General features: G+C 72.1%; 11 protein-coding genes and 3 tRNA genes. 4 read left to right on the plus strand and 10 right to left on the minus strand.

Annotation, left to right across the window (positions count from 1 at the left end; all coding sequences use genetic code 11):
* Positions 1 to 57: 57 nt before the first annotated feature.
* From gltB to AC4H2S_RS11285, 10 genes are all read right to left on the minus strand, one after another.
* The gene (gene gltB, locus AC4H2S_RS11240; RefSeq protein ID WP_491497060.1) at positions 58 to 4,599 is read right to left on the minus strand and encodes a glutamate synthase large subunit; all 4,542 of its coding nucleotides are present in this window, start codon (positions 4,597 to 4,599) and stop codon (positions 58 to 60) included.
* 151 nt (positions 4,600 to 4,750) lie between these two features.
* Entirely contained in the window at positions 4,751 to 5,767 is a 1,017-nt protein-coding gene (gene lgt / locus AC4H2S_RS11245; RefSeq protein ID WP_491497061.1) for a prolipoprotein diacylglyceryl transferase, read from the minus strand.
* 8 nt (positions 5,768 to 5,775) lie between these two features.
* The gene (locus tag AC4H2S_RS11250; protein WP_491497062.1) at positions 5,776 to 6,384 is read right to left on the minus strand and encodes an SCO family protein; all 609 of its coding nucleotides are present in this window, start codon (positions 6,382 to 6,384) and stop codon (positions 5,776 to 5,778) included.
* The gene (gene trpA / locus AC4H2S_RS11255; RefSeq protein ID WP_491497063.1) at positions 6,374 to 7,177 is read right to left on the minus strand and encodes a tryptophan synthase subunit alpha; all 804 of its coding nucleotides are present in this window, start codon (positions 7,175 to 7,177) and stop codon (positions 6,374 to 6,376) included. The genes AC4H2S_RS11250 and trpA overlap by 11 nt, the downstream gene beginning before the upstream one ends.
* Positions 7,174 to 8,487 (minus strand): tryptophan synthase subunit beta, encoded by a 1,314-nt coding sequence (trpB, locus tag AC4H2S_RS11260; protein ID WP_491497081.1) that lies wholly within the window; start codon positions 8,485 to 8,487, stop codon positions 7,174 to 7,176. The genes trpA and trpB overlap by 4 nt, the downstream gene beginning before the upstream one ends.
* A 2-nt stretch (positions 8,488 to 8,489) precedes the next feature.
* Entirely contained in the window at positions 8,490 to 9,287 is a 798-nt protein-coding gene (gene trpC, locus AC4H2S_RS11265) for an indole-3-glycerol phosphate synthase TrpC (protein WP_491497064.1), read from the minus strand.
* An 80-nt stretch (positions 9,288 to 9,367) separates the two neighbouring features.
* Complete coding sequence (locus tag AC4H2S_RS11270) at positions 9,368 to 9,568, minus strand: HGxxPAAW family protein (RefSeq protein ID WP_491497065.1); 201 nt, start codon at positions 9,566 to 9,568, stop codon at positions 9,368 to 9,370.
* A 65-nt stretch (positions 9,569 to 9,633) separates the two neighbouring features.
* Positions 9,634 to 10,269: a Trp biosynthesis-associated membrane protein gene (locus AC4H2S_RS11275; RefSeq protein ID WP_491497066.1), complete on the minus strand. Its 636-nt coding sequence runs from the start codon at positions 10,267 to 10,269 to the stop codon at positions 9,634 to 9,636.
* Entirely contained in the window at positions 10,262 to 10,624 is a 363-nt protein-coding gene (gene hisI / locus AC4H2S_RS11280) for a phosphoribosyl-AMP cyclohydrolase (RefSeq protein WP_491497067.1), read from the minus strand. The genes AC4H2S_RS11275 and hisI overlap by 8 nt, the downstream gene beginning before the upstream one ends.
* On the minus strand, positions 10,621 to 11,448 hold the full coding sequence (locus AC4H2S_RS11285; RefSeq protein WP_491497068.1) for an aminotransferase class IV: 828 nt from the start codon (positions 11,446 to 11,448) through the stop codon (positions 10,621 to 10,623). The genes hisI and AC4H2S_RS11285 overlap by 4 nt, the downstream gene beginning before the upstream one ends.
* 128 nt (positions 11,449 to 11,576) lie before the next feature.
* Between AC4H2S_RS11285 and AC4H2S_RS11290 the strand changes: the two genes are divergently transcribed.
* The 4 genes from AC4H2S_RS11290 to AC4H2S_RS11305 all read left to right on the plus strand — a co-directional run.
* Positions 11,577 to 11,649 (plus strand) — tRNA-Gly (locus tag AC4H2S_RS11290).
* 35 nt (positions 11,650 to 11,684) lie between these two features.
* A tRNA-Cys gene (locus tag AC4H2S_RS11295) sits at positions 11,685 to 11,755 on the plus strand.
* A gap of 21 nt (positions 11,756 to 11,776) precedes the next feature.
* Positions 11,777 to 11,851: transfer RNA gene (locus AC4H2S_RS11300), tRNA-Val, on the plus strand.
* Positions 11,852 to 12,077: 226 nt separating this feature from the next.
* Positions 12,078 to 12,589: hypothetical protein (locus tag AC4H2S_RS11305; RefSeq protein WP_491497069.1), on the plus strand; the 512-nt coding region annotated here is incomplete at its 3' end.

A 12,589-nucleotide genomic window follows, 5' to 3' on the forward strand; every position in this document is an offset into this window, starting at 1 on the left:
TTCGCGTGCGGGCGGGCGGTGGGTGCGGTGCGTCGGGCGGGGTGCCGGGTCGCCTGGTCAGCCATGGAGGACCTCCATGATGCGCGCGGCCGCCTCGTCCTCGTCGAGGCCCTCTTCGAGGGCCTCCTCGCGGGCCTCGAGCACGCGCTTGAAGTCGCTGGGCATCACCTCGGTGAAGCGGGCCAGCGAGGCGTCCCAGTCGGCCAGCAGCGCGGCGGCGACGGCCGAGCCGGTCTCCTCGGCGTGCTGCTCGACGAGCGCCTTGAGCTCGTCGGCGGCCTTGCCGGTGACGGGCGACAGCTCGACCAGCTCGGGGTTGACGCGCCCCTCGTCGAGGTCGAGCACGAACGCGTAGCCGCCCGACATGCCGGCGGCGAAGTTGCGCCCCGTGGGACCGAGGACGACGACGACACCGCCGGTCATGTACTCGCAGCCGTGGTCGCCCACCCCCTCGACGACGGCGGCGGCGCCGGAGTTGCGCACGCAGAACCGCTCGCCCACGCGACCGCTGAGGAAGATCTGGCCCGACGTGGCGCCGTAGCCGATCGTGTTGCCGGCGATGATCTGCTCGGCCGCCTCGAACGTCGCGGCCCGGTCGGGCCGCACGATCAGGCGGCCACCCGAGAGCCCCTTGCCGACGTAGTCGTTGGCGTCGCCCTCGAGCCGCAGGGTGATCCCCCGGGGCACGAACGCGCCGAACGACTGCCCGGCCGAGCCGGTCAGGGTGATGTCGATGGTGCCGTCGGGCAGGCCGGCGCCGCGGTGGCGCTTGGTGACCTCGTGCCCGAGCATCGTGCCGACGGTGCGGTTGACGTTGCGGATCCTCACCTGCGCGCGCACCGGCTCACCGTGCTCCAGCGCCGGCGCGGCGATGGCGATGAGCTCGTTGTCGAGCGCCTTGTCGAGGCCGTGGTCCTGCGTCCTGGTGTTGCGCAGGTCCTGGTGCTCGAACTGGCCGAACTCGCCGTGGGCGGAGGCCTGGTGGAGGATCGGCCTGAGGTCGAGCCCGGAGGCCTTCCAGTGCTCGACCGCCTCGACCACGTCGAGCGACCCGACCTGGCCGATCGCCTCGTCGAGGCTGCGGAAGCCGAGCTCGGCGAGCAGCTCGCGCACCTCCTGGGCGATGAACTCGAAGAAGTTGACGACGTACTCGGCCTTGCCGCTGTAGCGCTCGCGCAGCACCGGGTTCTGCGTCGCGACGCCCACCGGGCAGGTGTCGAGGTGGCAGACCCGCATCATGATGCAGCCGCTGACGACCAGCGGGGCGGTGGCGAAGCCGTACTCCTCCGCGCCGAGCAGCGCCGCAACGACGACGTCGCGCCCGGTCTTGAGCTGGCCGTCGGCCTGCACCACGATCCGGTCGCGCAGGCCGTTGAGCAGCAGCGTCTGCTGGGTCTCGGCGAGGCCGAGCTCCCAGGGACCGCCCGCGTGCTTGAGGGAGGTCAGCGGCGAGGCGCCGGTGCCACCGTCGTGGCCGGAGACGAGGACCACGTCGGCGTGGGCCTTCGAGACCCCCGCCGCGACCGTGCCGATGCCCACCTCGGAGACCAGCTTGACGTGGATGCGCGCCGACGGGTTGGCGTTCTTGAGGTCGTGGATCAGCTGCGCCAGGTCCTCGATGGAGTAGATGTCGTGGTGCGGCGGCGGGCTGATCAGGCCGACGCCCGGGGTGGAGTGCCGGGTCTTGGCCACCCACGGGTAGACCTTGTGACCGGGCAGCTGGCCGCCCTCGCCGGGCTTGGCGCCCTGGGCCATCTTGATCTGGATGTCGTCGGCGTTGGTCAGGTACTCCGACGTGACGCCGAAGCGGCCCGAGGCGACCTGCTTGATCGCCGAGCGGCGCTCCGGGTCGTGGAGCCGGTCGGGGTCCTCGCCGCCCTCACCGGTGTTGGACTTGCCGCCCAGCCGGTTCATCGCGATGGCGAGGGTCTCGTGCGCCTCCTGGCTGATCGAGCCGTAGGACATCGCGCCGGTCGAGAAGCGCTTGACGATCTCCGAGACGGGCTCGACCTCGTCGATGTCGATCGGCTCGCGCACGCCGTCCTTGAAGGTGAACAGCCCGCGCAGCGTCATCAGCCGCTCCGACTGCTGGTTCACCCGGTCGGTGTACTGCTTGAAGATGTCGTAGCTGCCGGTGCGGGTGGAGTGCTGCAGCCGGAAGACCGTCTCGGGGTCGAACAGGTGCGGCTCGCCGTCGCGGCGCCACTGGTACTCCCCGCCGGTCGCGAGCTCGCGGTGCGCCGGGGAGATGCCGCCGCGCGGGTACGCCGTCGCGTGCCGGCGCGCCACCTCCTCGGCGATGGTGTCGAGCTCGATGCCGCCGAGCTTGGACGTCGTGCCGGTGAAGTAGCGGTCGATGACGGCCTGCGACAGGCCGATGGACTCGAAGATCTTCGCCCCGGTGTAGGAGGCGACGGTGGAGACGCCCATCTTGGACATCACCTTGAGCACGCCCTTGCCGAGGGCCTTGATCAGGTTGGCGACCGCCTTCTCCGGGTCGACCTTGACGTAGTAGGCCTCGCGGGCGAGGTCCTCGACCGACTCCATGGCCAGGTAGGGGTTGACCGCGGCCGCCCCGTAGCCGACGAGGAGGGCCACGTGGTGCACCTCGCGGACGTCGCCGGCCTCCACGAGCAGCCCCACCTGGGTGCGGGTCTTCTCGCGGACCAGGTGGTGGTGGACGGCGCCGGTGAGCAGCAGCGACGGGATCGGCGCCAGCTCGGCGGTGGCGTGGCGGTCGGAGAGCACGATGATGCGCGCCCCGTCGGCGATCGCGGCCGACACCTCGGCGCAGAGCTCGTCGAGCCTCGCCTCCAGCGCCGCTCCCCCGCCCTCGACGGGGTAGAGGCCGCGCACCACGTGCACCTGGAAGCCCGGCATGTCGCCGTTGCGGTTGATGTGGCGGATCTTGGCCAGGTCGTCGTTGGAGAACACCGGGAACGGCAGCACGATCTGGCGGCACGACGCCGGGCTCGGCTCGAGCAGGTTGGCCTCGGGGCCGATGGAGCCGCTCAGCGAGGTGACGAGCTCCTCGCGGATCGCGTCGAGCGGCGGGTTGGTCACCTGGGCGAAGAGCTGGGAGAAGTAGTCGAAGAGCAGGCGCGGCTTGTCGCTCAGCGCCGCGATGGGCGTGTCGGTGCCCATCGAGCCCAGCGCCTCGCCGCCGGTGTTGGCCATCGGGGTCAGCAGGATGCGCAGCTCCTCCTCGGTGTAGCCGAAGATCTGCTGGCGCCGGGTGACCGAGGCGTGGGTGTGCACGATGTGCTCGAGGTCGTCGATGTCGTCGAGGTGGATCTGGCCCGCGTGCAGCCACTCGTCGTAGGGCTGCTCGGCGGCGAGCTGGCCCTTGATCTCCTCGTCCTCGATGATCCGGTGCTCCTCGGTGTCGACGAGGAACATCCGGCCCGGCTGGAGCCGGCCCTTGCGGACGACCGTGGCGGGGTCGAGGTCGAGCACGCCGACCTCGGAGGCCAGCACGACCAGGCCGTCGTCGGTCACCCAGTAGCGCGACGGGCGCAGGCCGTTGCGGTCGAGGACCGCGCCGATCTGGGTGCCGTCGGTGAACACGACGCACGCCGGCCCGTCCCACGGCTCCATGAGCATCGAGTGGAACTCGTAGAACGCCCGGCGCCGGGCGTCCATCTCGCGGTGGTTCTCCCAGGCCTCGGGGATCATCATCAGCACGGCGTGCGGCAGCGAGCGGCCCGCGAGGTGCAGCAGCTCGAGCACCTCGTCGAACGACGCGGAGTCCGACGCCCCGGGGGTGCAGATCGGGAACAGCCGCTCGAGGTCGCCGGGGATCAGGTCGCTCTCGAGCAGGGCCTCGCGCGCCCGCATCCAGTTGCGGTTGCCCATCACGGTGTTGATCTCGCCGTTGTGGGCGATGAACCGGAACGGGTGGGCCAGCGGCCAGCTCGGGAAGGTGTTGGTGGAGAAGCGGGAGTGCACCACCGCCATCGCCGAGGCGACGCGCTCGTCGGTCAGGTCGGGGAAGACCCGGTCGAGCTGGTCGGTGGTGAGCATCCCCTTGTAGGCGAGGGTGCGCGAGGAGAGCGACGGGAAGTAGACGTCGGTCTCGGACTCGGCGCGCTTGCGCAGGCAGAACGCCAGGCGCTCCAGCGCCATGCCGCTCACCCGGGCGCCGCGGCCGGCGACGAACAGCTGGGCGAAGCGCGGCATCACGCTGCGCGCCGTGGCGCCGAGCGTCGAGTCGTCGACCGGGACCTCGCGCCAGCCGAGGAGCGCGAGACCCTCCTCGTCGGCGATCTCCTCGATCCGCTTGCGGGTGCTGGCCACCGCCTCGTCGTCACCGGGCAGGAACGCGGTGCCGACGGCGTACGCCCTCGCGGGCGGGAGCTCGAAGTCGACCACGTCGCGGAGGAACGCATCGGGCACCTGGAGCAGGATCCCGGCGCCGTCGCCGGAGTTGACCTCGGCGCCCGCGGCTCCGCGGTGGTCGAGGTTGCGCAGGGCGGTGAGGGCCTTGACCACGATGTCGTGGCTCGGCTCACCAGTGAGCGTCGCGACCATGGCGACGCCGCAGGCGTCCTTCTCGTGGCGAGGGTCGTAGAGACCCTGGCTCGGCGGGAATGCGTGCATAGGGGCATTCTCCCGTCGTCGTCTCCGCTCGCCGCGGACCAGGTGCTGCGGTGACCCACGGCAGGCGAGGGGGTGGAAGTTACCGCTGGGGACGACGTTGGCCCGAGCAGAGAAAACCTACCACCGGCGTGGCGCGCCGGCGCGCGCCGTGTCAGGCCGTGGGACCGGTGGGCCGCTCGTCGCGGGTGCCGTCCGCCGGCTCCCCCGCCTGGTGCCCGGCGTCGACACGGCCGGTGCCATCACGGCCGGTGTCATCGAGGCCGGCGTCACGGTCGGACTCCTCGTGCCCGGCGTCGTCCGGCTCACGCGTGCGGACGGACTCCTCCCGGCCCGGGTGGCGCCTGGCCGACCAGACGAACCAGGCCGCGGCGAGGACGAAGAGCACGATCGAGGTCCACACGTTGAGGCGCAGGCCGAGCACGTCGTCCATCTGCACGTCGTCGATGCGCAGGTTCTCGATCCAGCCGCGGCCGAGCGTGTAGAGCATGACGTAGAGCGCGACCACGCGGCCGTGCCCGAGCCGGAAGCGCCGGTCGGCCCACACGAGCAGCGCGAACGCGGCGAGGTTCCACAGGCACTCGTAGAGGAACGCGGGGTGGTAGGTCGCCTGGTCGAGGTACTGGCTCGGCCGGTGCGCGAGGTCGATCTCGAGCCCCCAGGGCAGGTTGGTGGGACCGCCGTAGAGCTCCTGGTTGAACCAGTTGCCCCACCGTCCGACCGCCTGGGCGACCAGGACGCCGGGCGCCATGGCGTCGAGCAGCGGCAGCACCTTGATCCCCCGCAGGCGTGCGCCGATCAACACGCCGACGGCCCCGAGGGCGATGGCGCCCCAGACGCCGAGGCCGCCGCGCCACACGTACAGCGCCGTGACGGGGTTGCGGCCCTCCCCGAAGTAGAGCTCCCAGTCGGTGAGCACGTGGTAGAGCCGGCCGCCGACCAGGCCGAACGGGACCGCCCAGATGGCGAGATCGCTGACCTCGCCGGGCCGCCCGCCGCGCGCCACCCAGCGTCGCTCGCCGATCCAGATGGCGAGCACGATGCCGAGGATGATGCTCAGGGCGTAGCCGCGGATCGGCACGGGACCGAGGTTCCACACGCCGTCGGACGGGCTCGGGATGGACATCAGGGTCACCAGCGGGGACCCGACGAGGGCGGGGACGGTCAGCATGGGGAGCATCATCCTCCGTCGAGCAACATCGTGACGTCACCGGCCAGCTGGGCCTGCGAGACGTCGTGGTCCCACATGAGGGGCGCCTCGTCGTCGGCGTCCACGGCGTAGACGCGGGTGCCGTGGGTGACGTCGTAGCCGCCGCTCGGGAGCTTCTCGCCCTTCTCGATGCCCACGGCGAGGCTCCGGCCCACCTCGACGATGTCGTCGAGGTCGCCGGTGAGGCCGATGATGCTGGGGTCGAACGCGCTGACGTAGGCCTCGGTCACGTCCTCGTCGTCGCGCGCCGGGTCGGTGGTCACGAAGACGACGTCGAGGCGCTCCTTCTGCTCGTCGTCGAGGCGGGCGAGGGTGCCCGCGAGGGTGGCCATCACCTGCCCGCAGATGTCGGGGCACGCGGTGTAGCCGAAGAACACCAGCGCGAGGTCCTTGTCGGTGTCCTCGGTCAGGCTGAAGGCCTCGCCGTCGGTGTCGACGAGCGGCGTCGAGGAGACCTCGAACGGCGGGTCGAGCACCGTGCCGGTCAGCTCGGCGGGGCCGGCGTCGGCGCCGGCGCCGCCACCGCAGGCGGTGGCGAGGAGCAGGACGGGCAGGGCGAGCAGGGTCCTAGCGCGCACGTCGTACGCCCTCCGCGAGGTCGGCGGTCAGCTTGCGCAGGGCCTCGAGCCCGGCAGCGGGGTCGTCGGGGTGGTCGAGCAGGCAGCGGACGAACGCCGAGCCCACGATGACACCGTCGGCGTAGCGGGCGACGTCGGCGGCCTGGTCGCCGTTGCTGACGCCGATGCCGACCGCGACGGGCACGTCGCCGGCCGCGCGGACCCGGGCCACGAGCGGTCCGGCGAGGTCGGAGGTCGCGTCGCGCGCCCCGGTGACGCCCATGACGGCGGCGGCGTAGACGAAGCCGCGGCTCTCGGCGGCGGTCATGGCGATGCGCTCGTCGGTCGAGCTGGGGGCCACGAGGAACACCTTGTCGAGCCCGTGCTCGTCGGCTGCGGCGATCCACTGCGAGCCGTGGTCGGGGGTGATGTCGGGGGTGATCAGACCGGCGCCGCCGGCGGCGGCGAGGTCGGCGGCGAAGCGCTCCACGCCGTAGCGCTCGACCGGGTTCCAGTAGGTCATCACGAGGGTGGGCACGCCGGTCGCGGCGACCGCCTCGACGACGCGCATCACGTCGGAGGTGCGCACGCCGCCGTCGAGGGCCGCCTGGGCCGCTGCCTGGATCGTGGGGCCGTCCATGACGGGGTCGCTGTAGGGCAGGCCGATCTCGATCGCGTCGCAGCCGGCCTCGACCATGACCCGCATCGCCTCGATGGAGCCGTCGACGCTCGGGTAGCCCGCCGGCAGGTAGCCGATCAGCGCGGCGCGCTGCTCGTCCCGCGCGCGCTCGAACGCGGTGCTGGTCGACGTCACTGCACGGCCTCCTCGGACGCCTGCTCCAGGTCGGCGTCGGGCCCGAGGTCGGCGTCGCCGAGCCCGAACCACTCGATGGCCGTGCCCATGTCCTTGTCGCCGCGTCCGCTGAGGTTGATGATGACCGTCGCGTCGGGGCCCTTCTCCTGGCCGAGCCGCTTGGCCACCTCGAGCGCGCCCGCGATGGCGTGCGCCGACTCGATGGCCGGGATGATCCCCTCGGTGCGGCTCAGCAGCGCCATGGCGTCCATCGCCTCGGCGTCGGTGACCGGCGTGTACGACGCCCGCCCGGCCGCGGCCAGCCACGAGTGCTGCGGGCCGACGCCGGGATAGTCGAGCCCGGCCGAGATGGAGTGGGACTCCACGGTCTGGCCGTCCTCGTCCTGCAGGACGTAGGTGCGGGCCCCGTGGAGCACGCCCGCCTCGCCGGCGTGGATCGTCGCCGCGTGGCGACCGGTCTCGACGCCGTCGCCGCCGGGCTCGAAGCCGTGGATCTCCACGCCCTCGTCCTCGAGGAACGCGGTGAACAGGCCGATGGCGTTGGAGCCGCCGCCGACGCACGCCGCGACGGCGTCCGGCAGGACGCCGTACTGCTCGAGGCACTGGGCGCGGGCCTCGTCGCCGATGCCGCGGCAGAAGTCGCGGACCATGCTCGGGAACGGGTGCGGGCCGGCAGCGGTGCCAAAGAGGTAGGCGGTGTGGTCGACGCTGGCGACCCAGTCGCGCAGCGCCTCGTTGATCGCGTCCTTGAGCGTCGCGCTGCCCGACTCGACCGGCACCACGGTGGCGCCGAGGAGCTGCATGCGGGCGACGTTGAGCGCCTGGCGGCGGGTGTCGACGGCGCCCATGTAGACGGTGCAGTCGAGGTCGAAGAGGGCGGCCGCGGTCGCGCTGGCGACGCCGTGCTGGCCGGCGCCGGTCTCCGCGATCACCCGTGTCTTGCCCATCCGCCGCGTGAGCAGCGCCTGGCCGAGCACGTTGCGGATCTTGTGCGCACCCGTGTGGTTGAGGTCCTCACGCTTGAGCAGCACCCGCGCTCCGACGAGGTCGGAGAGCCGCTCGGCGTGGTAGAGCCGGCTGGGCGTGCCGGCGTAGTCGCGCAGCACCCGCTCGAAGTCGCCGACGAAGCTCGCGTCGGCCATGGCGTCCTGCCAGGCGTCGGTGAGCTCGTCCAGCGCGGCGACGAGGGCCTCGGGCATGAAGCGTCCGCCCCACGTCTCGCCGAAGTAGCCGCGCTCGTCGGCCTCGAACCTGCTGCGTCCACTCGCCTGGCCACTGGCCTGGCCACTGGCCTGCCCACTTGCTTGCACGCTCACGGTGCGCCCACTCCTGTCATCGTGCGTACGGCTGCCTCGGGGTCGCCGTCTCGGACCAGCGCCTCGCCGACCAGCACCACGCCCGCACCCTCGGAGACGAAGCGCTCGACGTCGGCGAGCCCGGTGATGCCGCTCTCGGCGACCTTGACCCGGTCGGCGGGGATCTGCGGGACGAGACGGCCGAAGACGTCCGGGTCGACGTCGAGGGTCTTGAGGTTGCGGCTGTTGACGCCGATGAGCTCGGCGCCGAGGTCGACGGCGCGGGCCGCCTCGTCCTCGTCGTGCACCTCGACCAGCACGCACAGGCCGAGCTCGGTGGCCTCGGCGTGGAGCCGTCGCAGGTCGTCGTCGTCCAGCGCGGCGACGATCAGCAGCGCGAGGTCGGCACCGGCCGCGCGGGCCTCGACGAGCTGGTAGGACTCGACGATGAAGTCCTTGCGCAGGATCGGGGTGTCGACGGCCGCGCGCACGGCACGGAGGTCGGCCAGGCTGCCGCCGAAGCGACGCTCCTCGGTGAGCACGGAGATGGCCGCGGCCCCGCCGCGGGCGTAGGCACGGGCCAGCAACGCGGGGTCGGGGATGTCGGCGAGCGCGCCCTTGCTGGGGCTACGGCGCTTGACCTCGGCGATCACGCTCGACCCGGCGGCCCGGAAGCTCGGCATCGGGTCGCGCGGGGCAGGGGCGTCGGCGAGGCGGGCACGCAGCTCCCGGAGCGGGAGCGCGGCCTCGCGGCGCGCGAGGTCGTCGCGGGCTCCCGCGATGATCTCGTCGAGCACGGAAGCGGTCGCTGGCATGCCGTCAGCCTCTCACCCGGGCCCAGCCGCCACCGGGCCGGTGCCCACTGGACGGACGACCCGGGCGGTGGGGTGCGGGATCAGTGGTCGGAGGCGTTGAGGCCGAGCCTGGACAGCACGAGGAACAGCGGGAACGCGATGAGCGCGATGGCCACGCCGATCCAGAAGAGCGTCATCTGCGCCGGCTGCTGCAGCAGGGCGATGCTGCCCACGACGAAGCCGAGCATGGCGACCCCTACGGCGATCCATGCAGCGGGGGTGTTGCCGTGGCCTGCAGCCATCGTGGGAGCTCCTTCGTCAGTCCAACCGGGTCGAGCGCGTTGCGGGAGAGAGTCTAGGCGGTGCCTCAGTCGGTGGGATCGCGACCCTCGTCGAGGGCCTTCCAGATGTCGATGTTGTCGGTGGGACGGCCCGTCGCGCCCCCGTCGCCGGACGTCGACGCGCCGGTCGGTGCGTCGTACCGCGTGCCCATCTCGGGCCAGGTGCGCACCAGCCGGCGCGCCAGGACGGCCGACGCGAGGACGACGAGCCCGGCGAGGCACGCCAGCCAGAACCAGGCGGTCAGCGCGGTGTCGTCCAGCGTCGCGCCCGTGCGGCGGCGTACCTGCTCGACGAGGTGGTCGGGCAGCGTGAACGGCGCCCACACGACGGTGGCGGCGTAGCCGAGCGCGGCCAGCACCCCCAGCGCCGCGATGGCCTGCCGGAACCGTCCGCGGGTGACCAGCAGCACCCCCCAGCACGCGAGGACGACGAAGGCCAGCGCCGTGCCGAGCGGCGAGGACGCGACCTCGCCCGGGTCCAGCGTCGCGACGCCGGGCGCCGACTCGGCACCCGTGCCGTCCACCCACGGCTTGCTCGCCGCCCAGGCCGCCAGCGCGGCCGAGGCGACGCCGAGGAGGACGACGGGCCCGAAGGTGCGGCGCGCGGCCGCTCGCCGTTCGGTCTGCTCGGGCTGCTCGGGCTGCTCGGGCTGCTCAGTCATCGAATCGGTGCACGAGGTCGGCGTCGAAGCAGGTGTGGTCGCCGGTGTGGCAGGCGGCGCCGACCTGGTCGACCACGAAGAGGAGCGTGTCGCCGTCGCAGTCGAGGCGGATCTCCTTGACCCACTGGACGTGCCCGGAGGTGTCGCCCTTGACCCAGTACTCGCGGCGCGAGCGCGACCAGTAGGTCGCCCGGCCGGTGTCGATCGTGCGGGCGAGCGCCTCGTCGTCGACCCACGCGAGCATCAGCACCTCGCCGGAGGCCTGCTGCTGCACCACGACGGGGACCAGGCCCTCCGCCGTGTGGCGCAGTCGTGCGGCGATCGCCGGGTCGAGGGCGGTGTCGGAGGTGCTCACGGCTCCATCGTCTCAGCCTCGCGGGCGGACCACGTCTCCGCACACCGCCGGGTCATCGGCCCCGGCGCCGGCAGCTCGCGGTCGTCCCAGCGGGCGATGGCCTGGACGTCGCGCGTGGTGGAGACGAGGAACGCCTCGCTCGCCCGCGATCGGACCTCGTCCAGCGGCGCGTCGACCTCGCGCACTCCGCACCACTCGACGACCAGCTCGCGGGTGATGCCCGCCAGGCAGCCGGCGGCGAGGGTCGGGGTGCGCAGCTCGCCGTCCAGGACGTAGAACACGTTGGTCCCGGTGCCCTCGCAGAGGTCGCCGGCGGTGTTGGCGAAGACGGCCTCGGTGCCGCCGTGGCGCTGCGCGTGGGCCAGCGCGATGACGTTCTCGGCGTACGACGTCGTCTTCAGCCCCGCGGTCGCGCCGTTCTCGTTGCGGGTCCACGGCACGGTCACGACCGTCGTCTCCGGTGCGGGCTGAGGGATCGAGCTGTAGGCGACCACGAGCGTGGCCGGTCCCCCGCCGCGGCCCGACCCCATCGGGTGCGGACCCGCCGTCCACGTGATGCGCAGCCGCCCGAGCGGGTCGGCCTCCGCACCGTCGAGGACCGCCGCCACCCCGCGACGTACGTCGTCGAGGTCGGGCGCCGGCAGCCCGAGGCCGGCGGCGCTGCGCTCGAGCCGCGCGAGGTGCCGGGTCAGCGCGAACGGCGTGCCGTCGAGCGTCTTCACCGCCTCGAACACCCCGTCGCCGACGGTGAACCCGTGGTCGGTGACCGCGATCGCCCCCTGGGTCGGGTCGGCCAACAGGTCACCGTCGATCCACGCGCGCATGGGCGTCACTCTAGGGCTCCGGACCCCGGGTCCGGACACTCGGCGGAGGGGGTCGGTTTTGTCGCCCTGCGGCCCATGGGCTACTGTTCCACTCGCACTCAGGGCCGGTGAAACGGCCAGGGATGCAGGCGGACATAGCTCAGTTGGTAGAGCGCAACCTTGCCAAGGTTGAGGTCGCGAGTTCGAGTCTCGTTGTCCGCTCGGAAGGTCTCCCCCGTTCATTTCGGAACCTCCACGGTGGGTTGGCCGAGAGGCGAGGCAACGGACTGCAAATCCGTCTACACGGGTTCAAATCCCGTACCCACCTCGCAGTCACAACTCAAGACCCGGGCGATTGGCGCAGCGGTAGCGCGCTTCCTTGACACGGAAGAGGTCACTGGTTCAAACCCAGTATCGCCCACCAGAGAACATGCAGGTCAGAGGCCGGTTTCCGACAGGGAACCGGCCTCTCGTGCAACATACGTGCAACAAGGCCACGAGGCGGCGTGCCCGTCGTCTGGTTAGACGGAACCGTGCGTCACGTCGGCCCACGTTGGTCACGCCCCGAGTGTCGAGCCGCCATTGCCGGGCAGGCAGGCGTACTCTTCAAGCGTCGAACACACGTTTGACCAGCAGGAGGTGGCGACTTCGTGCCCGAGGAGCATCGTCTCGAAGACGGAGGGGCGTTAGACCGCTCCCCTGGGGCCACGTCAGCTATCAGCCAGATCATCGACGTCGCCACCACCGCGGAACGCTCGCCGGCGCTTGTCGACCTGGTCGACGCCAGCAGTTCGTCCGGCGCCCTGGGCGGCATCGCCGCTACGGCGGAGAGGATCGCCTTGGCTGGACGGCGCGCGAGCGCGCTGGCCGACCTGGTGCGCGAGTCCGTCGACGTCAGCAGTTCGCTGAGCAGCCTCCTCAGCAGCCGAGACACCAGCGTGCTCGACGGCATCATGGGCAGCCGCGGCACGAGCGCCTTGGACGGCATCGCTGCCACGGCGAAGTCGAGCCTGACCGAGTGGAACCGGCGGAACGAGGCGGCGTTCGGTTCGCTGGGGCTGGTCGACATGGTCGACGCCAGCAGCTCGCTGAGCAGCCTCCTCAGCAGCCGAGACACCAGCGTGCTCGACGGCATCATGGGCAGCCGCGGCACGAGCGCCTT

The sequence above is a fragment of the Nocardioides sp. Z13_37 genome (assembly GCF_058355585.1).